General features: G+C 63.0%; 24 protein-coding genes. 13 read left to right on the top strand and 11 right to left on the bottom strand.

Annotation, left to right across the window (positions count from 1 at the left end):
• Window positions 1-21: 21 nt before the first annotated feature.
• From AC1RL5_RS08490 to dinG, 4 genes are all read right to left on the bottom strand, one after another.
• Window positions 22-1,272, bottom strand: coding sequence for an OmpA family protein (locus AC1RL5_RS08490; RefSeq protein ID WP_015634402.1), 1,251 nt, complete (start codon window positions 1,270-1,272; stop codon window positions 22-24).
• 140 nt (window positions 1,273-1,412) lie between these two features.
• Window positions 1,413-2,558 (bottom strand): EstA family serine hydrolase, encoded by a 1,146-nt coding sequence (locus tag AC1RL5_RS08485; protein ID WP_019094465.1) that lies wholly within the window; start codon window positions 2,556-2,558, stop codon window positions 1,413-1,415.
• Between the two features lie 160 nt (window positions 2,559-2,718).
• Window positions 2,719-5,106 carry a beta-galactosidase gene (locus tag AC1RL5_RS08480; RefSeq protein ID WP_103407774.1) on the bottom strand — a complete coding sequence of 796 codons (2,388 nt, stop codon included), beginning with the start codon at window positions 5,104-5,106 and terminating at the stop codon, window positions 2,719-2,721.
• A 93-nt stretch (window positions 5,107-5,199) separates the two neighbouring features.
• A complete protein-coding gene (dinG, locus tag AC1RL5_RS08475; RefSeq protein WP_015634399.1) occupies window positions 5,200-7,344 on the bottom strand; it encodes an ATP-dependent DNA helicase DinG in 2,145 nt (714 codons plus the stop codon).
• Window positions 7,345-7,443: 99 nt separating this feature from the next.
• Here dinG and AC1RL5_RS08470 point away from each other — a divergent pair, with 99 nt between their 5' ends.
• Window positions 7,444-7,908, top strand: a complete 465-nt coding sequence (locus AC1RL5_RS08470) for a CopD family protein (protein WP_011059620.1) — start codon at window positions 7,444-7,446, stop codon at window positions 7,906-7,908.
• A 58-nt stretch (window positions 7,909-7,966) separates the two neighbouring features.
• Here AC1RL5_RS08470 and AC1RL5_RS08465 read toward each other — a convergent pair whose 3' ends face one another.
• From AC1RL5_RS08465 to AC1RL5_RS08455, 3 genes are all read right to left on the bottom strand, one after another.
• Window positions 7,967-8,725: a hypothetical protein gene (locus AC1RL5_RS08465; RefSeq protein ID WP_072451121.1), complete on the bottom strand. Its 759-nt coding sequence runs from the start codon at window positions 8,723-8,725 to the stop codon at window positions 7,967-7,969.
• On the bottom strand, window positions 8,718-8,996 hold the full coding sequence (locus tag AC1RL5_RS08460; protein ID WP_011059618.1) for a DUF1145 domain-containing protein: 279 nt from the start codon (window positions 8,994-8,996) through the stop codon (window positions 8,718-8,720). The genes AC1RL5_RS08465 and AC1RL5_RS08460 overlap by 8 nt, the downstream gene beginning before the upstream one ends.
• 249 nt (window positions 8,997-9,245) lie before the next feature.
• Window positions 9,246-9,935, bottom strand: coding sequence for a PA1041 family peptidoglycan-binding anchor lipoprotein (locus AC1RL5_RS08455; RefSeq protein ID WP_011059617.1), 690 nt, complete (start codon window positions 9,933-9,935; stop codon window positions 9,246-9,248).
• A gap of 190 nt (window positions 9,936-10,125) precedes the next feature.
• Here AC1RL5_RS08455 and AC1RL5_RS08450 point away from each other — a divergent pair, with 190 nt between their 5' ends.
• The 4 genes from AC1RL5_RS08450 (at window position 10,126) to AC1RL5_RS08435 (ending at window position 11,861) form a co-directional block, all read left to right on the top strand.
• On the top strand, window positions 10,126-10,623 hold the full coding sequence (locus tag AC1RL5_RS08450) for a DUF6231 family protein (RefSeq protein ID WP_072451122.1): 498 nt from the start codon (window positions 10,126-10,128) through the stop codon (window positions 10,621-10,623).
• 4 nt (window positions 10,624-10,627) lie between these two features.
• Window positions 10,628-11,104, top strand: coding sequence for a YchJ family protein (locus AC1RL5_RS08445; RefSeq protein ID WP_011059615.1), 477 nt, complete (start codon window positions 10,628-10,630; stop codon window positions 11,102-11,104).
• Between the two features lie 64 nt (window positions 11,105-11,168).
• Entirely contained in the window at window positions 11,169-11,654 is a 486-nt protein-coding gene (locus AC1RL5_RS08440; protein ID WP_072451123.1) for an LEA/WHy family protein, read from the top strand.
• A 6-nt stretch (window positions 11,655-11,660) separates the two neighbouring features.
• Window positions 11,661-11,861 (top strand): SEC-C metal-binding domain-containing protein, encoded by a 201-nt coding sequence (locus AC1RL5_RS08435; RefSeq protein ID WP_492589232.1) that lies wholly within the window; start codon window positions 11,661-11,663, stop codon window positions 11,859-11,861.
• A 38-nt stretch (window positions 11,862-11,899) separates the two neighbouring features.
• Here AC1RL5_RS08435 and AC1RL5_RS08430 read toward each other — a convergent pair whose 3' ends face one another.
• Window positions 11,900-12,469 carry a cysteine hydrolase family protein gene (locus AC1RL5_RS08430; RefSeq protein WP_072451124.1) on the bottom strand — a complete coding sequence of 190 codons (570 nt, stop codon included), beginning with the start codon at window positions 12,467-12,469 and terminating at the stop codon, window positions 11,900-11,902.
• A gap of 141 nt (window positions 12,470-12,610) precedes the next feature.
• Here AC1RL5_RS08430 and AC1RL5_RS08425 point away from each other — a divergent pair, with 141 nt between their 5' ends.
• The 7 genes from AC1RL5_RS08425 (at window position 12,611) to AC1RL5_RS08395 (ending at window position 20,436) form a co-directional block, all read left to right on the top strand.
• The gene (locus AC1RL5_RS08425) at window positions 12,611-13,252 is read left to right on the top strand and encodes a glutathione binding-like protein (protein ID WP_103407772.1); all 642 of its coding nucleotides are present in this window, start codon (window positions 12,611-12,613) and stop codon (window positions 13,250-13,252) included.
• Window positions 13,253-13,485: 233 nt separating this feature from the next.
• A complete protein-coding gene (locus AC1RL5_RS08420; RefSeq protein WP_053149396.1) occupies window positions 13,486-15,915 on the top strand; it encodes a penicillin acylase family protein in 2,430 nt (809 codons plus the stop codon).
• Window positions 15,916-16,240: 325 nt separating this feature from the next.
• The gene (locus AC1RL5_RS08415) at window positions 16,241-17,023 is read left to right on the top strand and encodes a transporter substrate-binding domain-containing protein (protein ID WP_011059610.1); all 783 of its coding nucleotides are present in this window, start codon (window positions 16,241-16,243) and stop codon (window positions 17,021-17,023) included.
• 56 nt (window positions 17,024-17,079) lie between these two features.
• On the top strand, window positions 17,080-17,808 hold the full coding sequence (locus AC1RL5_RS08410; RefSeq protein WP_011059609.1) for an ABC transporter permease: 729 nt from the start codon (window positions 17,080-17,082) through the stop codon (window positions 17,806-17,808).
• Window positions 17,805-18,515, top strand: a complete 711-nt coding sequence (locus tag AC1RL5_RS08405) for an ABC transporter permease (protein ID WP_011059608.1) — start codon at window positions 17,805-17,807, stop codon at window positions 18,513-18,515. The genes AC1RL5_RS08410 and AC1RL5_RS08405 overlap by 4 nt, the downstream gene beginning before the upstream one ends.
• A 23-nt stretch (window positions 18,516-18,538) precedes the next feature.
• Window positions 18,539-19,657 (top strand): succinylglutamate desuccinylase/aspartoacylase family protein, encoded by a 1,119-nt coding sequence (locus AC1RL5_RS08400; protein ID WP_492589231.1) that lies wholly within the window; start codon window positions 18,539-18,541, stop codon window positions 19,655-19,657.
• Between the two features lie 14 nt (window positions 19,658-19,671).
• Window positions 19,672-20,436 (top strand): ABC transporter ATP-binding protein, encoded by a 765-nt coding sequence (locus AC1RL5_RS08395; protein WP_015634391.1) that lies wholly within the window; start codon window positions 19,672-19,674, stop codon window positions 20,434-20,436.
• 52 nt (window positions 20,437-20,488) lie between these two features.
• On the opposite strand, the gene AC1RL5_RS08390 is transcribed toward AC1RL5_RS08395, so the two are convergent.
• The gene (locus AC1RL5_RS08390) at window positions 20,489-20,701 is read right to left on the bottom strand and encodes a hypothetical protein (RefSeq protein WP_011059605.1); all 213 of its coding nucleotides are present in this window, start codon (window positions 20,699-20,701) and stop codon (window positions 20,489-20,491) included.
• A 106-nt stretch (window positions 20,702-20,807) separates the two neighbouring features.
• Window positions 20,808-21,374, bottom strand: coding sequence for a dCTP deaminase (gene dcd / locus AC1RL5_RS08385; protein WP_011059604.1), 567 nt, complete (start codon window positions 21,372-21,374; stop codon window positions 20,808-20,810).
• A gap of 352 nt (window positions 21,375-21,726) precedes the next feature.
• Between dcd and AC1RL5_RS08380 the strand changes: the two genes are divergently transcribed.
• Complete coding sequence (locus AC1RL5_RS08380) at window positions 21,727-21,936, top strand: cold-shock protein (protein ID WP_002554837.1); 210 nt, start codon at window positions 21,727-21,729, stop codon at window positions 21,934-21,936.
• Window positions 21,937-22,040: 104 nt separating this feature from the next.
• Here the strand turns inward: AC1RL5_RS08380 and AC1RL5_RS08375 are convergent, their stop codons facing one another.
• The gene (locus AC1RL5_RS08375) at window positions 22,041-23,048 is read right to left on the bottom strand and encodes a DUF481 domain-containing protein (RefSeq protein WP_026020131.1); all 1,008 of its coding nucleotides are present in this window, start codon (window positions 23,046-23,048) and stop codon (window positions 22,041-22,043) included.
• Window positions 23,049-23,080: the final 32 nt, after the last annotated feature.

Here is a 23,080-nt window from a genome sequence, read left to right as displayed (position 1 = left end):
CTGCTTCCTTATCCTTGAAAATCAGTTTTTAGCCTGGGCGGTAGCCGTTGCGGTCTTCGAAGAGGCGGCGGCCTTCTTCACCGGAGCCTTCTTGGCTGCCGGCTTCTTGGCCACGGTAGCCTTCTTCGCAGGCGCCGCTTTCTTGGCAGAAGCCGCGGGTACTGGAGGCACGGCATCCTGTACGGCAACCATTTCAGTCTCGGAAGGCGTCGGCTGGTTGTACTTGCTCAGCAGGCCCAGCATGGTGCTGCGCTGGGTCAGCATGATTTCCACCCGACGGTTCAGCGAGCGACCCTGGGGGCTGTCGTTGGCGGCACGCGGCATCACCGAACCCATGCCACGCAGCATCAGGCGGTCCTGCTTCAGGCCGCTGAGGCTGAAGATCGCCGCTACGGACTGGGCACGATCACGGCTCAGCTTCTGGTTGGCCAGGGTCGGGCCGGTGGCGTCGGCATGGCCGAGAATCAGTACGGCAGTCTTCGGATCACCCTCCACCGCCTTGGCGACGCGGGTGAACGGACCCAGGGTGACCGGCAGCAACATGGCTGGACGATCCGGGTTGAACGAGGCATCTACCAACGCAGTGACCACCAGCACGTTTTCACGACGCTCGATCTGCAGCTTGCTGTCCTTCACCGCTTCGCGCAGGCGTGGCTCGTAGTCGTCCAGCCAGGCCTGGGTGATTTTCGGGTCGGGCATCGGGATGTCCGCCACATTGACCTTGCTCAAAGGCTTGGGCTGGCTCTTGGGGAACGGCCACCACCAGTGGGTTTCGGAGTCGGCTGCCGCTGCCACTGCCGGCGCTGGGGCAGGCTCGGCCTTCTTCGCTTCGGCCACTGGCTTGTCGGAAGAGTCCTTGGAGGAGAACGGCCACCACCACTTGCTGCTCTCGGCCTTGGCGGCAGGAGCGGCAGGGGCTGCGGCAACGACCGGCGCTGGAGCTGGAGCGGGCTCGGCAGCAGCGACAGGCGCCGGCTTGGCGCCAGCAGCGGCCTTGGCCGCAGGGGCCGGGTGCTTGCCAGCGGCTGTGTTCTTGGCAGCAGGGGCCGGTGCAGCGGCCTTGGCTACTACCGCAGGCTTGCTTGCAGAAGCGGCAGGTGCGGCTTCAGTGGTGGCAACCGGCTTTTCAGGCGCAGCTGCGGTTTCCTTGCTGCTGGCCTTATCGGAGCCGAATGACCACCAATGGCCGCCATCCGCTTCATTTTGTGGGGTTTGCGCGCAACCGGTAACGGTCAGGCAGATGGCCAAGGCTAGAGACTTGTTCGACGACATGGGATATCCACAAAATGAGATAAAAAATTCGGTCTAAACAACCGTTACAAACAGACGCTTGGAAATTATAAAAGCCACAGGGTTCCATCCTGCAGCTTTCCAAGCATGTTTAAGCAAAAAAGTTCTTAACAGCAACCTTTTTACAGACAATCCGACAAAACCCGCACCAGCTTCTGTGCCCGAGGGTCCATCAATACATAGGGCCCCAGGGTATTTGTCACAAAACCGAACGCCACATCATGCTCCGGGTCAGCAAAACCGATGGAGCCCCCTGCCCCCGGATGCCCGAACGCCCGCGCGCCCAGGCCAAAGGTGGCATTGGCTACCTGGGGCTGATCGAGCATGCAACCCAGGCCGAAGCGGGTCTGGGTCAGCAACGTCTTGTCCATGCCCAGGCTGTGTTCCCGAGTCAGCTCTTCGAGCATGTCGGCTTCCAGCAAACTGCCGTCCAGCAGGCCGCTGTAGAACCCGGCGAGGCTGCGGGCATTGCCGTGGCCGTTGGCCGCCGGCTGCTGCATGCGCCGCCACTCGGGTTTATTGGTGCTGGTCAGGATAGACGGTGGGTTGGTAAACGCCCGAGTACTCATCGCATCGGGTTCGCGCATGGTGACTTGCAGCAGGCGCTGGGCCGCAGCATCGCCGATATTGCCCTTGCCACGGGCGATATGCGCCACGCGGTAGAACTCCTCATCGGCCAGGCCGACATGGAAGTCCAGTCCCAAAGGCCTGGCGACCCGGGCCACGATGGACTCCCCCGGCCCGCGCCCATCGGCACGCCGGATCAACTCGCCCACCAGCCAGCCATAGGTGATGGCTGCGTAGCCGTGCCCCTCACCGGGCGTCCACCAGGGCTGCTCGGCGGCCAGGGCATCGACCATGGTCTGCCATTCGTACAGGGCTTGCGCGGGCAACAGCTCGCGCACTGCCGGCAGGCCGGCCTGATGGCAGAGCAACTGGCGCAAAGTAATGGCTGCCTTGCCCGCCGCGGCGAATTCCGGCCAGTAGTCGGCCACGGGAGCATCCAGCTTGAGCTTGCCCTCGGCCACCAACTGCAGGGCGGTGACCGCGGTAAAGGTCTTGGTGCAGGAGAACAGGTTGGCGATGGTGTCGCTGTGCCAGGCCTCGGCGCCGTCCTTGTCCGCGGTACCGGCCCACAGGTCGATGACGGTTTCCCCGCCGACCTGGATGCACAGCGCCGCGCCACGCTCCTGGGAGTCCTCGAACAGGGCGGCGAACGCCTCGCGTACCGCTTCGAATTTAAGCTCGTAATGACCTTGAATCTGCACCCCTGACTCCCCCTGCAACAATGCTCGACAACGTGGCGCGCATTGTTCCAGCCCCGAAGGCATTTGGGAACAGCCGGCGAGCTGCCGGCTATCACCGGCAAACCCTCGTTTCAGAGGGCTGCCCGAGGTTTCCCGGAAAGCCGCTCAGGCCTTGTGAATGTCAATGACCGTTGCCGGCATGGCCTCCGGCGTGCCCGCCCGGGCCCTTGCCGGCGCGGCCTTTGTCAGCACCATCGCCCCCATGCTCGCCAGCCACGGCCTGCTCCGCCTCGACCCGAGCCTGCTCCGCGGCCTTGCCCAACTGGTCAATGGCCTGCAGGTTGCTCTTGCGCACGCTGTCGACAAAGCCCTGGAACGGCACATCGGTGATGCCCACCAGGCCGAAATGGCCGTTTTCACCGTCCAGCAAGCGCCCGGTCACCGGCTGGTCCAGGTACTGGAACCAGTGCACGCCGACAATCGACGGCTCGCTGACCGCCTGCTTGAGGAAGTTGGCATAGGCCGGGCCACGGTCCTCTTCCCGGGCCAGCTCGGTCACACCGCCCCAGAACGGACCGCGATCCCGGGAACCGAAGTTGAACTCGGTCACCAGTACCGGCTTGTCGAGGCTGCGCAGGTAGGCAAAGTCCTGACCGTCCTGGGGCTTGAGGGTGTACATGTTGAAGCTCAGGACATCGCAGTACTGGGCGCAGGAAGCCACGGCCTCAGGGTTGCTCACGGCAAACCGCCCGCCCAGCAGCAGGTGATTGGGGGCGTGCCATTTCAGCGAGTCGGAGATGGTCTTGAAGTAAGTATCGGCGAAGACCTTCTGGAAATACTTGAAGTCGGCCTCGATCTCCGGGTGCTCCGGGCTCGGCAACGGCGGCACGAACCCCGGGTCTTCCATCAACTCCCAGGCCGGCAGGTCGATGCCCCAGGCTTTCGACAGCCCGGCCTGGTTGCGGTACTTGTCCCGCAGTTGCTTGAGAAACGCGCGCTTGGCCGGTACGTCGGTGGTCAGGCGCAGGGTGCCGTAGGCCAGGGCATAGCGGGATTTGGCATCGTCGCCGGGGCCGGCCCAGGCCAATTCGTTGTCGGCAAAGTAGCCGATCAGCCAGGGGTCGTCCCGATGGTCGCGGGCGGCAATGGCCACGGCACGTTCGGTGGCCATGGCAAAGCGCGGGTCGAAAGGATCCGGCATGCCGCCCCACCAGTCACTGCCGGTGCTGATGCTGGCGTAATCACCCACGATCGACAGCGGCAAGGTGTAAGGCACCCGGTCGGCCAGCCCCAGGGCCGGAGCGCTCCAGTTGCCGATGGTATTGAAGCCCCAGGCCTGCAAGCGGTCCAGGGTGTGGCCAACCCAGCGTTTCTGGTCGAAGGCCGGAGCCACGCAAGGAGTTGCCTGGGGCGCCTGCGAGGTGTCGGCCGACGCCTGCTGCGCAGCGGCGCTGTCCGCGGTGCAGGGCTTGCCGTAGGTTCGTTGCAGGTTGGCCTGATAGAAGTCATACCAGCGCCCTGAACCATAGCCACGGCCCTGGTCGGCGCCATTGCCGCCACGGTTGTCGCCTTGACCGTAATACGCCGCCAGGGGTTCGTCGTCCTTGGGCAAGGCGCCGAACATCCATTCCCGGCCCGCGACATAGGTCTGGTTGTTGTCGGGCGCCACAGTATTGACCCCCAGGGAATAGAACGGATGCCCCTGCGGGGTCACGAGGAACCAGCGGCCATCTCGTTTTTCCGTGCGAAAAAAGCCGCTGGCCTTGAAGCTCGGCCCCTTGTTCCAGCCACCGTAGCTGTCCAGCGAAGCCTTCTCGCGCTCTCCCAGCCAGCCCTGGAGCTGTTGCTGCTCCTTGGCGTCGGCCGCCTTGAGCTGATCGTCGCTGGTGATCTTTTCCGGCCAGCGGGCCCGGGTCGATTGACCGTAGGCATCCACCAGGGAACCGTAGACCGCCTTGATCACCCCCTCGCCGTCCTGCACGCCGAAACGCTCCAGCAGAATGCTCTGGGCCGCCTTGGGGTTGTCCATGGACAAGGTCACCGACACCACCTGGCTGCGATCCAGTTGCCCTTCACTGCTGGCCAGCAGGATGCGCTGGCCGTCCAGGGTCATCGGCATCGGTGGCGCGGCCTTCATGCCCTGGCTCAGCGGACTGCTGGCCACCAGTGGCACCAGCAGGGTCTGCGCCGGGCCGGCCGGCAGGTCGACGCGGCTGACCAGGGTCTTGCCATCATTGCTCTGGATGGTCACGTAGAGGGTCAGGGCCCAGTTCATCGCGCTCTGGATACGCAGGCTCATCATCCCCGACTGTGACCAGTCCCAGGCCCCGCTCTGGGGCGCCAGGCTCAGGCTCGGCCGGCTCGTGGGGTTGAAGATGATGCGCCGCAGCACTTCGCCTTCGGCCGTTTGCTCTGCGTTGGATTGCGGCAGGCTGGCATCCTGTGTCGCCACCTGCACCACAGCAGCAGGTCGGACAAAGTTGAACAGCGTCTGTTGTCCGGCAGGGGCCGCCCAGACGGGCGCGGCAAACAACAGGGCAAATACAGCGGGCAACGAACGGCGAATCATATGAACCTGGCTCTCCCTAAAGACCGATGAACGGCCGGTGCTGAAGCGGTGACATGAAATAGACAGCACGGCACGCAAATATGCGGACCGTGCTTAAGATATTTCTCGGCGAAACGGCGGCAAGGCATTGAGGATAGCCTTGCCATAGCGCTGGGTGACCAGACGGCGGTCCAGCAGAGTGATGGTGCCGCGGTCCTGTTCGGTGCGCAGCAGGCGACCGCAGGCCTGGACCAGCTTGAGGGATGCATCCGGCACCGAGATTTCCATGAACGGGTTGCCGCCACGGGCTTCGATCCACTCCGCCAGCGCCGCCTCCACCGGGTCATCCGGCACCGAGAACGGGATCTTGGCGATCACCACGTGTTCGCAGTAGGCCCCGGGCAAGTCCACCCCTTCGGCGAAACTCGCCAGGCCGAACAGCACGCTGGAATCGCCACCGTCGACCCGCGCCTTGTGCTTGTTCAGGGTTTCCTGCTTGGACAGGTTGCCCTGGATGAACACCTGCTTGCGCCAGTCCCGGTCCAGGCCGTCGAACACGTCCTGCATCTGCTTGCGCGAGGAGAACAGCACCAGGGTGCCCCGCGAGCCCTCCACCAGTTCCGGCAGGTCGCGAATGATCGCCGCGGTATGCGCCGGCGCGTCCCGCGGGTCGGCCCGCAGGTCGGGCACCCGCAGCACCCCGGCATCGGCATGGTGGAAAGGGCTCGGCACCACGGCGGTCACGGCCTTTTTCGGCAGGCCGGCGCGCATGCGGAAACGGTCGAAAGTGCCCAGGGCAGTCAGGGTCGCCGACGTAACCAGGGCACCGTAGGCCACGTTCCACAGATTGCGCCGGAGCATTTCCGCAGCGAGGATCGGGCTGGCGTTGACCTCGATGTCGAACAGCGAGCCGCTTTCGGCCAGGGTCAGCCAACGGGCCATGGGCGGATTGTCTTCCGGGTCCTCGATGGTGAACGCGGTCCACAGCTCCCAGTTGCCCGAGGCACGGGCCAGCAGGCTGCCGAACAGCGGGTACCACTCTTCGGCCTGGTTGCTGGCGATACCGATGTTGACCTCGCCATCCATGCCTTCCTTGAGCAACTCGGTCAGGCGGGTGAACAGGTCGGTGAGACGGGAAAAGCCCTTTTTCAGCTCCAGGCCCATCTCGCGCATGTGCTCGGGGATCAGCCCGCCGACAAAACGGTGGCGTGGCCGCTCGCGGCCTTCCATGTCCTCGCCGGTGCGGAAATCAGCGATCTGCTCGCAGGCGGTGAACATGAACTGCTGCTGGGTCTTGATCTCCCGCGCCAGCTCCGGCACCTGCTCGATCAGGCGCCCCAGATCACCCGGCAACGGGTGCTGGGCCAGCAGCTTGGTGAGGTTCTTGGCGGTCTGCTCCAGCCAGTCGGCAGTGGAGCGCAGGCGGGTGTAATGGGCGAAGTGGCCAATGGCCTTGTCCGGCAGGTGGTGACCTTCGTCGAACACATAGAGAGTGTCGCGCGGGTCCGGCAGCACGGCGCCGCCGCCCAGTGCCAGGTCGGCCAGGACCATGTCGTGGTTGGTGACAATCACATCGACCTTGCCCATGCCTTCCCGAGCCTTGTAGAAGGCGCACTGGCCGAAGTTCGGGCAATGGCGGTTGGTGCACTGGCTGTGGTCGGTGGTCAGGCGCGCCCAGTCGGCGTCTTCCAGGGCAGTGGGCCAGCTGTCGCGGTCGCCGTCCCATTTATTGCCGGCGAGTTTTTCGATCATGCTGGTGAACAGCTTCTGGCTGGCTTCATCCACTTCGATCTTGAAGCCTTCTTCCTCGAACAGCTGGGCCGTGGCGGTCTGGGCGTGGCCTTCCTGGAGCAGCATGTCGAGCTTGGACAGGCACATGTAGCGACCGCGGCCCTTGGCCAGGGAGAAGCTGAAGTTCAGCCCGCTGTTGCGCATCAGGTCGGGCAGGTCCTTGTAGACGATCTGCTCCTGCAGGGCGACGGTGGCGGTAGCGATCACCAGGCGCTTGCCGGCGGCCTTGGCCGTGGGAATCGCCGCCAGGCTGTAGGCCACGGTCTTGCCGGTACCGGTGCCGGCTTCCACGGCGACCACCGCCGGGTCGCCACTGCGCCGGCCTTCGTCGTCGGTGTCGATATCACCCAGGACCTTGGCCACTTCGGCGATCATCAGGCGCTGGCCGTAACGCGGCTTGAGGCTCTTGGCTTCGAGAAAACGCGAGTAGGCGCCCTGGATCGTGGTTTTGAGTTCGTTGCTGATCATGGTTTTTCGGGCGCACAAAACGCTGGATAAATTTTCAGTGGTTCGAATCGGCCGCTATCATACCCCGCTAATTCATCCCGCGCAGAACGGAGTACCCGAATGACCCCTTTCGCCCTTGCCTACACCCTGCATGTCCTGGCCGCCCTGGTCTGGGTCGGCGGCATGTTCTTCGCCTGGATGGTCCTGCGCCCGGCGGCCATGGTGGCCCTGGAGGGGCCGGCGCGGCTGAAGCTGTGGGCGCAAGTGTTTCCGCGTTTTTTCGTCTGGGTGTGGATCGCCGTGGTGCTGTTGCCGATCAGCGGTATCGGCCTGCTGCATTTGCGCTTCAGCGGCTTTGAAACCGCGCCCAAGTATGTGCAGATCATGATGGGCCTGTACCTGGTGATGACCGCCCTGTTCATCCGCATCCAGTCCCTGCAGTTGCCGGAGCTGCGCAAGGCAGTAGCGGCCGAGGATTGGCCCGCTGGCGCCGCGGCGCTGGGCAAGATCCGCCGGCTGGTGGGCAGCAACCTGATCATCGGCCTGGTGCTGGTCGCCCTGGCGGCGGCCCGGCCGACCTTCTGAAAACAGGCCGCCCGCTACAGAAGCGGGCGGCCGGGCAAGGTTCAACGCAAACGTTACGTTACAGGCGCTGCACCGTCAGCGCGCCAGGCTCGCCGGCCGGGCCGGGCTGCCCCTGGGCGCCGGGCCGTCCGCTCTTGCCACCGTCGGTGCGGTACACCAGGCAGCCCTTGGACTTGCCGCCCGCACCCGGCTTGCCACCGGCACCGGCCAGCCCGCCTGCGCCACCATCGACCCAGACCTTGATCTGCTCGCTGGGGAAGTCCCGCGGCAGTTCCACCCGGACCTGGGCGCCTGCCGCACCAGGACGGCCATCGCCGCCATTGTCACCGTCAGCCCCACGCCCCGCGCTGCCCCAGGCGCAGCCCGGTTCCTGGCCATTGGCGCCATCCAGACCGACATAACCCGGCGCACCGGCACCGCCCCGGGCATCCACGGACAGCATCTCGGCCTGTAACGACTCAATGCGCAGGTTCAGGTTGCGCCCCGGCTTGGCGGCCTTCAGGTAGGTACCCGGCGCGCCGCGGGAAGTGATCTGGCTGCCCGCTTCCAGCTCCGCACGGCGAACAGTCAAGTGCAGGCTCTGTTCGGTAGGGACGATGGCGATCCGCGCCTCATGCCCCAGCCGCAGTTCGTCCACCTTGAGTTCGGTGACATTGGCCGGGATCAGCAAGGTGCCATAGTCCGCCACTTCCAGCCGCTCCAGTTGCAGAGTGCTGGCGGTATTGGGCAGACGCATCAGGGAGTTGGTTTCGACCTTGACCACCTGGGCCATGGCCAGGGGGCTGCAGAAAAGAGCCAGCAGGCAGAGCTTACGCATGGTCGGCCTCGACAACGACAGGAGCAGGAAGAGTCTGCAGGTGGAAGATCCCCACCAGCAGGATGTACAGCCGGTCACGCCAGGGATGTGGCCGATCCTTGAGGCTGCCGTTGAACAGCAGCAGTTCCAGCAAATGGGTCAGCAGCAACAGGCTGCCCGCCAGATTCACTAGAAGATGCAGCGGGTTGATCAAAGGCCTGGCCAGGTTGATCAGCACCACCAACCAGAAAACCAAGGTCAGAAACTTCCCCAGCCCCCATAAAACCTTCATACGCTCCCCTCGTGAATTATTCTTTGCGCGCACAGTAACGACTTATCCCGGGGGTAAGCCAGAGGGGAATGAAAATTCTTCACGAAGTGGCTGTTTAGCCACCGGATCGACGAGGATCGCCCGTTACAGACAGGCTGAGCCCATCGCCGAGAAGGCACCGGGATCAAAGGCTCCTGCGCCATCAGCATGGTCCTGGCACAGGAGCAGAGGCGGCCACGTGCGGCTCGTCGCCGCACTGGCCCTGGGGTTTCAACGGTTGATCTGGATTTCCGTACGACGGTTCATCGCCCGGCCTTCGGCGGTCTTGTTATCCGCCACTGGCTTGCTTTCACCGGCGCCGGTTACCGAGACGAAGCTGCTGCGGGGAATGCCGTTGCTGATCAGGTACTCCACGACCGAGTGGGCGCGCTTGTCCGAGAGTTTCTGGTTGTAGGCATCGCTGCCGACGCTGTCGGTATGGCCGGTCACTCGCAGTTGGGCACTCGACGCCTCCTGTTTCAGTCGGGTGACGATGGTGTTGAGCTTGGTTTTGTCGGCATCGGTCAGCTTGGCCGAGTCGAAATGGAAGTGCACATCACGAATGACAATGGTTTCTTCCTTGACCACTACCACCTCTTCTACCACCGGTGGCGGTGGTGGGCAGCCGTTGGCATCGACCTGGACGCCTCTGGGTGTGTGGGGGCACTTGTCGCGGCTGTCCGGCACGCCATCGCCGTCCTCGTCGCCATCACCTTTTACCCAGCAGTACGCACCCGCCAGGCCACCGACTACCAGTGCGCCGCCGCCCGCCCACGAGGAGCTTTCGGTGGCGCCCAGCGCCGCGCCCGTGACGCCACCTACCGCGGCGCAGATCGGCCAGTCGGTTTTCTGCAAACCTGCACAACCAGTCAACACACTGGTTAACAGAACCAGGGGTACTGCCGTCCGAATGATGCTCATCTGATTTCTCCTGAGGGATCGGCTCAAGGCCGATTCACGGAGTAAAGACCGCGCATTTCATCTGCGCCAGCACCTGGCTATCACCGGTTTCGCCCTGTAAACACGGGAGGTTCGCCGATTTAGTGGTGAACCGCTCTAGGCCCGCAGATGCCGGCACGCTAGTCTTTAGCGTTCTGACCGAGGAGCTAAGATGAGCGCCGGCATTTCCAACCGTACCCCGCAGCAGGCCCTGGCGGCTTTGCTGGATCGCTACGCACCACAACAGCTGCTGCTGATCGGTGCCAGCGACTTCCCTGCCCTGGCTGCCTTCAAGGAGGCCCACCCCACGACCCAAGTGGCCCAGGCGGTACCCGGCCCTCTGCCTGCGCAACTGGCAGCGCGGCGTTTCGACCTGGCCCTGGCCGTGGATTGCCTGGAACACTTGCCCAAGCGCGACGGCCTGAACCTGCTTGGGGGCATTCGCAACCTCAATGCCAGCCGGATCGCCGTACTGGCCGATCTGCAGGCCTGCGGCTGGCAGGAAACCGACTTCTATTCCCTGGCGTTGCAGGCCAGCGAACGCTTTCAGCGCGATGAACAGGTCCTGACCCTGTTCACCTACGATCTGCTTGAATACAAGCAAGTGCCCGATTGGCTCAATTCACGATTCTGGGCAAACCCGGAAAACTTTGGAAAGTATTGGTGGTAACACAATGAGTGCCTCGATTTGTCCCTGCGGCAGCGGCAACCTGCTGGATGCCTGCTGCGGCCATTACCATGCCGGCCATCCCGCGCCCTGCGCGGAAGCCCTGATGCGTTCGCGCTACAGCGCCTATGTGCTGGGGCAGGTGGATTACCTGCTGGCCACCACCCTGCCGGCGCAACAGGCGGGCCTGGATCGCCAGTCCATCAGCGACTGGAGCGCCCAAAGCACCTGGCTGGGGTTGCAGGTCGAAAGCTCGGAAGTCTTCGGCGGCCAGCCCGAGCATGCCTTTGTCACCTTTACTGCCCGCTGGCACGACAGCCAGGGCGAGCATAGCCACCGCGAACGCTCATCCTTCGTGCAGAACCAGGGACGCTGGTATTTCATCGACCCCACGGTTCCCCTCAAATCCGGCCGCAACGACGCCTGCCCCTGTGGCAGCGGGCACAAGTTCAAGAAGTGCTGCGCCAGCTACTTCAGCCGCTGAGCCGCGACTGGCCGATACCAACCCGGGCCCAGGATGGGCACCGGCATCCAGAGGGATTCTTGCAATGATCGGTGAGCTGCGTGCGTTACGAACCTTGTGCCTGCTCGGCGCGCTGGGCCTGACGGGGTGTGCCTCCTGGTTCAGCGATGAGTCCGTCGACCCGACGGTGCATCTGGTCAAGGTCGAGGTGGTCAAGGCCAACCTGCTGGAACAACGCTTCACCCTGCACCTGCGGGTGGATAACCCCAACGACAGCGACCTGACCGTGCGTCGCCTGACCTACAAGGTCTACCTGGAGCGCTTCCTGCTCAGCGAAGGCGAGCACGAACACTGGTTCACCGTCACGCCCCACAGCAGCCGCTTTTTCAAGGTGCCGGTGCGGACCAACCTGTGGCCGCAGATCCGCGATGTGGTGAAATTGCTGCGCAAGCCCGAGCGACCTATCCCCTACCGCCTCGAAGGGAAACTGGAAATCGGATTATTCATCGGCCAGGACGTGCACCTGAAGCGCAATGGCGTGATAATTCCCGGCGATTTTATCCCGGAGTAACCCGCAATGATCCAGCAACCTCATGTCCATGGCCCTGACTGCAACCACGATCATGACCATCACGATCACGACCATGGCCATGTTCACGGCCCGCACTGCAACCACGCTCACCAGGAGCCGGTACGCAACGCACTGAAAGACGTTGGCCGCAACGACCCTTGCCCATGCGGCAGCAGCAAGAAATTCAAGAAGTGCCACGGCGCCTGACCTGAGCGCGGGCGGGGCCTGCCTGAGCACTTGCGCCTTCAGCTGCGCCCGGTCTCCTGGGCCAGCAACTGCGCCAGGTCCAGGACGGTGGCGTACTCGCCATCCAGATTGGCCAGCGACATGGCATGCACCTCCTCGGCACTACGGGCCCGACCGCTGAAGTCGGGCTTGTCGAAGGTGTAGCAGGCGTCGGCCACCACCCACACGGCAAAGCCCAGGTTGCCAGCCGTACGCGCCGTCGACTCCACAGAGTTGTTGGTGGCGACACCGACAATCACCAACCCGGCAATCCCCTCGCGCCGCAAATCCGCTTCCAGCGAATTGGCGCAAAACGCATCCGGCACCTGCTTCTGAACCCGCCATTCCCCGTCCCGGGGCTCAAAGCACGGTTGAAACTCCACCCCCGACTGCCCGGGCCAGAACACCGAATCCGGCGAACGCGACAGGTGTTGCACATGGATCACCGGCCAGCCGCGGGCGCGCCAGTGGGCCAGCAGTTCGAGCATCCGCACCTGCGCCTCGGGGTTGTTGCGCGGGCCAAGCCGAGGCTGGAGGATGCCTTGCTGCTGGTCGATGAGCATCAGTGCGGTGCTGGCCGGAAGGGGCATGTTTTTCTCTGTCGAGGTCATTGAATTTGCCGCACTTGAGCATCACTTAGCTGTTCAGGCAAGCCATCGAATGCAGACAGGACGACCTAATGCCGGAGTTTGCTGTCCTTAAGCACAGATACATCCCAATTGGAGCGTTCCATGATCGACCTGTATTACTGGACCACCCCCAACGGCCACAAGATCTCCCTGTTCCTGGAAGAAGCCGGCCTGCCCTACACCCTGTACCCGGTGAACATCGGCCTGGGTGAGCAATTCAAGCCCGAATTCCTGAAGATCGCGCCCAACAACCGCATTCCGGCGATCGTTGACCACCAACCCGTCGATAGCGGCCAGCCACTGTCGCTGTTCGAGTCCGGGGCGATCCTGTTGTACCTCGCGGAAAAGACCGGCCAGTTCCTGCCCCAGGACCTGCGCGGGCGCCAGGAAGCCCTGCAATGGCTGTTCTGGCAGATGGGCGGGCTGGGACCGATGGCTGGGCAGAATCATCACTTCAGCCAGTTCGCCCCGGAAAAGATCCCCTACGCCATCAAACGTTATGTGGATGAAACCGCGCGCCTGTACGGCGTGCTCGATCGACGCCTGGCGGACCGCAAGTTCGTCGCCGGCAGCGACTACAGCATTGCCGACATGGCGATCTATCCCTGGATCGCTTCCTACAAGAAGCAGAGCCAGAAACTCGAGGACTTCCCGCATCTGCACCGCTGGTTCAACAGCATCCAGGCCCGGCCGGCTACCGAGCGGGCCTATGCCTTGGTAGAGCAGGTCAATCCCGCCTCCTGAGCCTTGTGCCTGCAGGAGCTGGCTTGCCAGTCACGGTGCCCGCAAGGGCCAGCCAAGGCCAGAAGGCCTCTTCGCCGGCAAGCCGGCTCCTACGGGTTTTGCCAGGCGCTGACGCGCCAGCGATCGCTATTTGCAGCGTCGTCGAGAAATACCTCCTGCCCCCGCTTGCGCGGCACTCGCCTGCTCACTAACGTAGCGCCTTTATCGACGCTACCCCCCGCAGGAGCTTTGCCATGGCCTCGCCAGCCTTCTCACATTTTCTTCCCCGGTTCGGCGTTGCCGCGGCAGTGGCCAGTGCTCTGAGCCTGGCCGGTTGCCAGTCCTGGAACACTCAAGACACCCTGCCCCCCACCTCTGGCGTGCAACCGCTCAAGGGCCTGGCACAGAACGTTTCCGTGCGGCGCAACGCGGTCGGCGTACCGCTGATCGAAAGCAGCAGCTTCCATGACGCCCTGTTCACCCTGGGCTATGTGCACGCCAGCGACCGCATTGGCCAGATGGTGACCCTGCGCCTGCTGGCACAGGGCCGCCTGGCCGAAATGTCCGGTGCCGACGCACTGGAAGTGGACCGCCTGATGCGCGCGATCAACCTGAAGAAAAGCGCCGATGAGCTGTACAAGGCTTCGTCGCCACGGATCAAGCGCTTCTTCGAGGTCTATGCCCGGGGCGTCAACGCCTACCTGTTCCGCTATCGCGACAAGCTGCCGCCGGACCTGGCAGCCCAGGGCTACACCCCCGAATACTGGAAAGCCGAGGATTCGGCGCTGATCTTCTGCCTGCTGAACTTCGGCCAGTCCGCCAACCTGCAAGAAGAGATCAACGCCCTGGTGCTGGCGCAGAAAGTCGGCAGCGACAAACTGCCGTGGCTGACTCCGAGCTATCCCGATGAACCCCTGCCCTTGGCCGAAGCGGACAAACTCAAGGGCCTGAATCTCACTGTGCCGGGCCTGAACGAAGTCAGCCGCGCCATCAACCGTCTGGCCCAGCTCAACAGCCTGGGCACCCGCGGCGGCAGCAACCTGGCCATCGCCCCACAGCGCAGCCGCACCGGCCGCAGCCTGCTGGCCGCCGACAGCCACCTGCAAGCCTGGTACTACGCCCAGATCCGCGCGCCGAAATACCAGGCCGCTGGCGCGTCCATCGCTGGCCTGCCGGCGATTCTCCAGGGCTTCAACGGCAAGGTGGCCTGGAGCATGAGCTCGGTGGAGGGAGACAACCAGGACCTGTTCCTGGAAAAGCTCAAGCGCCAGGGCAACGCCCTGTACTACCAGAACAACGGCAAATGGCAGCCGGTGACCGTGCGCAACGAAACCTATTTCGTCAAAGGCCAGCGGCCGATTCGCGAAGCCGTGTACGAGACCCGCCATGGCCCGCTGCTCAACAGCGCCCTGGGGGCAGCGCTCGGTAACGGTTTCGGCCTGGCCCTGCAGACGCCGGAGCTCAAGGACGACAAGACCCTGGATGCCTTCTTCGACCTGTCCCGGGCGCAGAACGTCGAGAAGGCCTCGGATGCCAGTCGGGAAATCCGCGCCATCGCCCTGAACATGGTGTTTGCCGACGCCAGCAACATCGGCTGGCAGGTCACCGGGCGCTTCCCCAACCGCCGCGAAGGCGAAGGCTTGCTGCCCTCACCGGGTTGGGATGGCCGTTACGACTGGGACGGCTACGCCGACCCGATGCTCCACCCCTACGACCAGGACCCGCCCCAGGGCTGGATCGCCACCGCCAACCAGCGAGTGATCTCGCGGGGCTACGGCATGCAGCTTTCCAATTCCTGGCACGCCCCGGAACGGGCCGAGCGCATGGCCGGTCTGGCCTCCAGCGGCAAGCAGGACAACCGCAGCCTGATCGCCCTGCAGTACGACCAAAGCACCCTGTTCGCCGCCAAACTGAAAAAGATGTTCGAAGCTCCGGGCATGGCCCAGCCGCTGAAGCAGGCCATCGAGGCCTTGCCCGATACCGAACGCGCCAAGGCCAGGGAAGCCTATAGCCGCTTGCTGGCGTTCGACGGCAAGGTCAGCGCCGGCTCGGCCGACGCGGCGTTGTACGAATTGTTCCTGCAGGAGAGCGCCAAGCAGATCTTCCTCGACAAGCTCGGCCCCGAGTCCAGTGACGCCTGGCAAGCCTTCGTCGCCAACGGCAACCTTTCCTACTCGGCCCAGGCCGACCACCTGCTGGGCCAGGAAGACAGCCCGTTCTGGGACGATTCGCGCACCGCGCAAAAGGAAGACAAGCCAGCCATCCTCGCCCGCAGCCTGGCAGCCGCCATCAGCTCCGGCGAGCAACTGCTGGGCGCCGACCGCAAGGCCTGGCAATGGGGCAAGCTGCACAGCTACCAGTGGACCAACGCCAATGGCCGGCAGATCCGTGGCCCGCTTCAGGCCGGAGGCGACCACAACACCATCAACAGCGCCGCGTACCGTTGGGGGCAGGATTTTGCCATCACCGATACACCGGCCCTGCGCCTGATCGTGGATTTCGGCCTCAGCGAACCCTTGATGGGCCTCAACAGCAGCGGCCAGTCCGGCAACCCGGTGAGCCCCAACTATGCCAACGGCATCGACGGCTGGCTCAAGGCCCAGTACCTGAGCCTGCCGATGCAACCGCAGAACTTCGAGCGCAGCTACGGCAAGACCCGCCTGACCCTGGTTCCAGGCAAGTAACCTTCCCCCACCCGCTTGCACGTCCTGTGCAAGCGGGCCTGCTCCAAAACGAACAGCTCACCGGCGCCCTCAACCGCGCTTGGCACTGGCAGCCCTGTCAGTTCGCCCATCGTAGATTGCCCACCCCTTCGCACCTTATTGGCGCCTGCCAAAAATCACGCCCCATCTCGGCGCACGGGTTCCCTCGTGTCGCTGCTTTCCAGCGCTTTTAAAACACCTGTTCGGGACTCTGGTTCGGAAATTGCTACTTTCATTAAGTCTTATGCGGTCCAGTAACAGTACTCCTGCGCCACAAGCGCTCATATTGGTTCTTAGGGATTGAATAATGAAAAAAGCATTGCTGACCCTTTCTGCATTGGCTCTCTGCATGGCCGCCGGCTCCGCGCTGGCCAAGGAATACAAGGAACTGCGCTTCGGCGTCGACCCTTCCTACGCCCCCTTCGAATCCAAGGCCGCCGACGGCAGCCTGGTGGGTTTCGACATTGACCTGGGCAATGCCATCTGTGCCGAGCTGAAGGTCAAGTGCAAGTGGGTCGAAAGTGACTTCGACGGCATGATTCCAGGCCTCAAGGCCAATAAATTCGACGGTGTGATCTCGTCCATGACCGTCACCCCGGCTCGCGAGAAAGTCATCGACTTCTCCAACGAACTGTTTTCCGGCCCCACCGCATTCGTGTTCAAGAAAGGCTCGGGCCTGAGCGAAGACACCGCCTCGCTCAAGGGCAAGACCGTCGGCTACGAGCAGGGCACCATTCAGGAAGCCTACGCCAAGGCCGTGCTGGACAAGGCCGGGGTCAAGACTCAGGCCTATCAGAACCAGGACCAGGTCTATGCCGACCTGACTTCCGGGCGTCTCGATGCCTCGATCCAGGACATGCTGCAGGCCGAACTGGGCTTCCTCAAGTCACCGCAAGGCGCTGACTATGAGATCAGCAAGCCGGTGGACGACCCACTGCTGCCGGCCAAGACCGCGGTGGGTATCTCGAAAGGTAACAAAGAGCTGAAAGCGCTTCTGGATAAAGGTATCAAAGCGTTACACGATGATGGCACCTACGCCACCATCCAGAAAAAACACTTCGGTGACCTGAACCTCTACAGCGGTAAATAACCTGTCGGCGCCCATCCTCGATGGGCGCCTTTTTTATCGCTACGGGTCACAGATCAATGCTCGAAGAACTTCTAAAAAACCTGGGGCTTTCCGCACTCAGCCTTAAGGGTTTCGGCCCTCTGCTGCTGGAAGGTACCTGGATGACCATCAAGTTGTCGGTGTTGTCGCTGCTGGTCAGCGTTTTGCTGGGCCTGATCGGCGCCAGCGCCAAATTGTCCAGCGTTGCCCTGCTGCGGGTTCCGGCCCAGCTCTACACCACCCTGATCCGCGGCGTGCCGGACCTGGTCCTGATGCTGCTGATTTTCTACAGCCTGCAAACCTGGTTGACCTCCTTTACCGATTTCATGGAGTGGGACTACATCGAGATCAACCCCTTCAGCGCCGGGGTGATCACCCTGGGTTTCATCTATGGCGCCTACTTCACCGAAACCTTTCGCGGGGCGATCCTTGCCGTGCCCCGGGGCCAGGTGGAAGCGGCCACCGCCTATGGCCTGAAACGCGGCCAGCGCTTTCGCTTCGTGGTCTTTCCGCAAATGATGCGCTTTGCCCTGCCAGGCATCGGCAACAACTGGATGGTGATGCTCAAGGCCACGGCCCTGGTGTCGATCATTGGCCTGGCCGACCTGGTCAAGGCTGCCCAGGACGCCGGCAAGAGCACCTACCAACTCTTCTACTTTCTGGTTCTGGCGGCGCTGATCTACCTGTTGATCACCAGTGCCTCCAACTTTGTCCTGCGCAGGCTTGAACGGCGTTACGCCGCCGGCGCCCGGGAGGCCGTGCGATGATCGAACTCCTGCAGGAATACTGGCGTCCCTTCCTTTATAGCGATGGCTACCACGTGACCGGCCTGGCCATGACCATGTGGCTGCTCAGTGCCTCGATCTGCATCGGCTTTTTGGTGTCGATCCCGCTGTCCATCGCCCGGGTCTCGCCCAAGCGCTACATCCGCTGGCCGGTGCAGTTCTACACCTACCTGTTTCGTGGCACACCGCTCTATATCCAGTTGCTGATCTGCTACACCGGGATCTACAGCATCGCCGCGATTCGCGCACAGCCAGTCCTGGATGCGTTCTTTCGCGATGCAATGAACTGCACCATCCTTGCCTTCGCCCTGAACACCTGCGCCTACACCACGGAGATCTTCGCCGGGGCGATCCGCAGCATGGCCCACGGCGAAGTCGAAGCGGCCAAGGCCTATGGCCTGAGCGGCTGGAAGCTGTACGCCTACGTGATCATGCCCTCGGCCCTGCGCCGCTCGTTGCCCTACTACAGCAACGAAGTGATCCTGATGCTGCACTCCACCACCGTGGCCTTCACTGCGACCATTCCCGACATACTGAAAATCGCCCGGGACGCCAACTCAGCGACCTTCCTGACATTTCAGTCGTTCGGCATCGCCGCCATCATCTACCTGTGCGTGACCTTCGCCCTGGTGGGCCTGTTCCGCCTCGCCGAACGCCGCTGGCTGGCTTTCCTCGGGCCGACCCACTAGGACTTGCTGCAGGAAAACCGTCAATGCGCCACGAGATCCACGACCTGCTCGCCCCGCTGCCGGGCACCGCGCGCCAGGTCCACAGCTTTCACTTCGGCCCGCCCCAGGCCGCCGGCAAGGTCTATATCCAGTCCTCCCTGCACGCCGACGAGTTGCCCGGCATGCTGGTGGCCTGGCACCTCAAGCAACACCTGGCCGAGCTGGAAGCCGCCGATCGCCTGCGCCAGGAAATCGTCCTGGTGCCGGTGGCCAATCCGGTGGGCCTGGAACAGGTGCTGATGGATGTGCCCCTGGGCCGCTACCAGCTGGAAAGCGGGCAGAACTTCAACCGCGGCTTCGCCGACCTGGGCGAACAAGTCGGCGATGCCATCGAAGGGCTGCTCAATGCCGACCCTGAACACAACCTTGAACTGATCCGCCGTCACCTGATCGATGCCCTGGCGCGCCAGCGGCCGCAAACCCAACTGCAGTCCCTGCAGTTGACCCTGCAACGGCTGGCCTGCGATGCCGACATGGTGCTGGACCTGCATTGCGACTTCGAGGCTGTGGCGCATCTCTACACCACCCCCGAAGCCTGGCCCCGGGTGGAGCCGCTGGCTCGCTACCTGGGCGCCGAAGCCTGCCTGCTGGCCACCGACTCCGCGGCCTGGTCGTTCGACGAATGCTTCAGCCTGCTGTGGTGGCAACTGCAACAGCGCTTCGGCGAGCGTTTCGCCATCCCGACAGGCAGCTTTGCGGTGACCGTCGAGCTGCGCGGCCAGGGCGACGTCAACCACGGCCTGGCCAGCCTCGACTGCCAGGCCCTGATCGACTACCTGACCCGGCTTGGGGCCATCGCCGGTGAAGCGCCGCCACTGCCCGAACTGCCCTTCCCGGCCACGCCCCTGGCCGGCGTCGAACCGGTGGCGACCCCGGTAGGCGGGCTGCTGGTGTTCAACGCCCTGCCGGGGGAATACCTGGAGGCCGGGCAACTGGTGGCCGAAATCATCGACCCGATCCACGACCGGGTCACCCCCATCCATTGCAACAACGCCGGGCTCATGTACGCCCGCTCGCTGCGACGCATGGCCACCGCAGGCATGGTGATCGCCCATGTCGCCGGTCGCGAGGCCTATCGCAGCGGTTACCTACTTTCGCCTTGAGGATGCACGCCCCCATGTACAAATTGACCGTTGAAGGCCTGCATAAATGCTATGGCGACAATGAAGTGCTCAAAGGTGTTTCCCTCAAGGCCAGGACCGGCGACGTGATCAGCCTGATCGGCGCCAGCGGCTCGGGCAAGAGCACCTTCCTGCGCTGCATCAACTTTCTCGAAACCCCGGATGACGGCGCCATGAGCCTGGATGGCCAGCAGATCCGCATGGTCAGCGACCGCCACGGCATGCACGTGGCCGACCCGGCCGAACTGCAGCGGATTCGCACCCGCCTGGCGATGGTGTTCCAGCACTTCAACCTGTGGAGCCACATGACCGTGCTGGAAAACATCACCATGGCCCCGCGCCGAGTGCTGGGGGTCAGCACCAGGGAGGCCGAGGAACGCGCCCGGCGTTACCTGGACAAGGTCGGCCTGCCGGCACGGGTGGCCAGCCAGTACCCGGCGTTTCTCTCCGGCGGCCAGCAGCAAAGGGTGGCCATCGCCCGGGCCCTGGCCATGGAGCCGGAGGTCATGCTGTTCGACGAACCCACCTCGGCCCTGGACCCGGAGCTGGTGGGCGAGGTGCTCAAGGTGATCCAGGGCCTGGCCGAAGAGGGCCGGACCATGATCATGGTCACCCACGAGATGAGTTTTGCGCGCAAGGTGTCCAGCCAGGTGCTGTTCCTGCACAAGGGCCTGGTGGAAGAAGAAGGTGCTCCGGAGGACGTGCTGGGCAACCCGAAAAGCGAGCGCTTGCAGCAGTTTCTCAGCGGCAACCTGAAGTAACAGCGGTACCGCGCCCGTTCAGGCTCTGGGCCGGTCGGGCGCGGTACGGGCTTCAGGCGACAGGCGCGGGAGGCGGCTCGTCGGGCAGGGTCGGTTCGCCCGGCTCGGTGGGTTCAAGGGGTTGCGGGGAATCGGGATCCGGCTGGCCGGGAATGCCACCGGCCATGCTGACGGGAGGATGCGCCAGCAGGGTCCAGGCCAGTACGCCAACCTGATTGGGTTCCAGCCTGGCCAAGGTGGCACTGATTCGCGGATCTATCTTCATGAGGGCACTCCTGAGCTGTGCCGGGTACGCCTTGCGCGTACCGGCAGTACCTCCAATAGAGTGCCTGCCGGCTCAGGAATTCCCGCTATTCGTCAGACAGACGAACTCAGGTGCGTGGCAGGGTCACGCCACGCTGGCCCTGGTATTTGCCGCCACGGTCCTTGTAGGACACTTCGCACTCTTCGTCCGACTCCAGGAACAGCATCTGCGCCACGCCTTCGTTGGCGTAGATCTTCGCCGGCAAGGTGGTGGTGTTGGAGAATTCCAGGGTCACGTGGCCTTCCCACTCGGGTTCCAGCGGGGTCACGTTGACGATGATGCCGCAACGGGCATAGGTGCTCTTGCCCAGGCAAATGGTCAGCACGTTGCGCGGAATGCGGAAGTACTCGACGGTGCGTGCCAGGGCAAAGGAGTTAGGCGGAATGATGCAGACGTCGCTCTTGATGTCGACGAAGCTCTTTTCATCGAAGTTCTTCGGATCGACGGTGGCCGAATTGATGTTGGTGAACACCTTGAATTCATCGGCGCAACGCACGTCGTAGCCGTAGCTCGACACCCCGAAGGAGATCAGCCGATCCTGGCCTTCGCCACGCATCTGGCGCTCTACGAAGGGCTCGATCATGCCGTGCTCTTGCGCCATGCGGCGAATCCACTTGTCCGATTTGATGCTCATGGCGGGTGTCCTGAAATAGCGAGGTGAAAAAAAACGGTCTGGCATCTTACCGGGGCGCGAGGTCGGGTTCAAAGTCTGGGACGTTTTTCTCGCCTCACGCCACGATTTTCAAGGGCTGGGCGACGAGCGCCCCGCCGTCAGTCACGAAAACCGAGAAACCTTCGCACTGACCATTGGCACGTTCAGGAAAAAGGGTTAAGGTGGCGCCACTGTGCTGCTTGTGTCACTGAGAATCTCTACACGATGTTGAATTTCGATCCAACCATCTCCAAGAATTTTTCCTGCTCTTTGCACTCAGTCTCGGCCAGGGCTTTTCCTGAGTCGCAGTTAACTTTGTCCAAGGAGATACACCATGTCTAATCGCCAAACCGGTACCGTTAAGTGGTTCAACGATGAAAAAGGCTTCGGCTTCATCACTCCACAATCCGGTGACGACCTGTTCGTACACTTCAAAGCTATCCAATCCGACGGCTTCAAAAGCCTGAAAGAAGGCCAACAGGTTTCTTTCATCGCTACCCGCGGTCAGAAAGGCATGCAAGCTGAAGAAGTTCAAGTTATCTAACTTGTACTGATCCAGTAAAAAAGCCCCGCCCTCAACAGCGGGGCTTTTTTGTGCCCGTCACTTTTGTCGGCGCCCTCGTTGAAAAGGCGCCCATGCGTCCCGGGTTACCAGGTCACGCCAAAGCCCACGGTGTAGCGGGTCTTGTCCAGATCGCTGTCTTCGGTACCGCGGATCAGGTCTTTTTCCGCCTTGAGGTTCAATGAAGCCCAGTCGGTGACCTTGTAGCGCAGCCCCATCTCGGCATCCAGTGCATAGTCGGCCACCCCCGAAAGCGGCCGCCCCACCTCGCCATTGGTGAAGAACTCCACCCGCTTGCCGATCAGGTAACGGTTGTAGTCCCACTTCATCGCCAGGGAATAGAAGTTGTCCTTGCCACCATCGGCGTACTCGTAATCGGTACGGTTGAGCAGCGAGCCCAGGGAGAACGCACCCAGCTCATCATCCCAGAACTGGTAGCCGGGGCCGGTACCCACCACCCGCTGCCGCGCCAGGTCCTCGACCTTGTCCCGCTTGTAGGTCAGGCGCCCCTCCCAGAACCACTTTTCCGTGATGAAACGGTCCAGAGCGTACTCGGCGCTCCAGTTGTCCGTGGTCACCACATGATCCTGGAACTCACGGTTGTATTCGCCCTGGGCATTGTGGCGCCAGGCCCCGTGACGCGCCGAGGTCTTGAAGTCGATGTCGTAGTCATCGGTATTCTTTTCGGCGCGCTTGTAGTCCATGGCCACGTCGACGTTGCCTTTCCAGACCATGTCCTCCACCAGCGGCTTGGGCTTCATGATCTGCTGGATGCTCGCCAGCTCCACCGTCTTGGGCGCCTCGCCGTTGGCCAGGATCACCTTGCCTTCGTCCGCCGCCTGCAGCGACTTGGCCTTCTCTCCGGTGTAGGCATCCTGCTTGACCAGCAGCTCCTGGTCGCTCTCCAGAGTCTTGACCTGCTTCCAGTCAATATTGATGGCGCCGCCATAGTCGGTCTGGATCAACAGCTTGCCGCCGTCGAACACCTTGATCTTGCCACTCAGGCGATCACCGTTCTTCAACCATACGGTATCGGCCAATACAGGCATGGAGGCGCTGAGCACCGCGAAACACAGCAAAGTTCTAGGCAACATAAGCAATAGAGGACTCGATCTTGCGAAAAAAA

This window comes from Pseudomonas sp. GW822-FHT06D10 (assembly GCF_058799535.1).
This window is presented reverse-complemented; position numbering and strand designations above follow the sequence as displayed.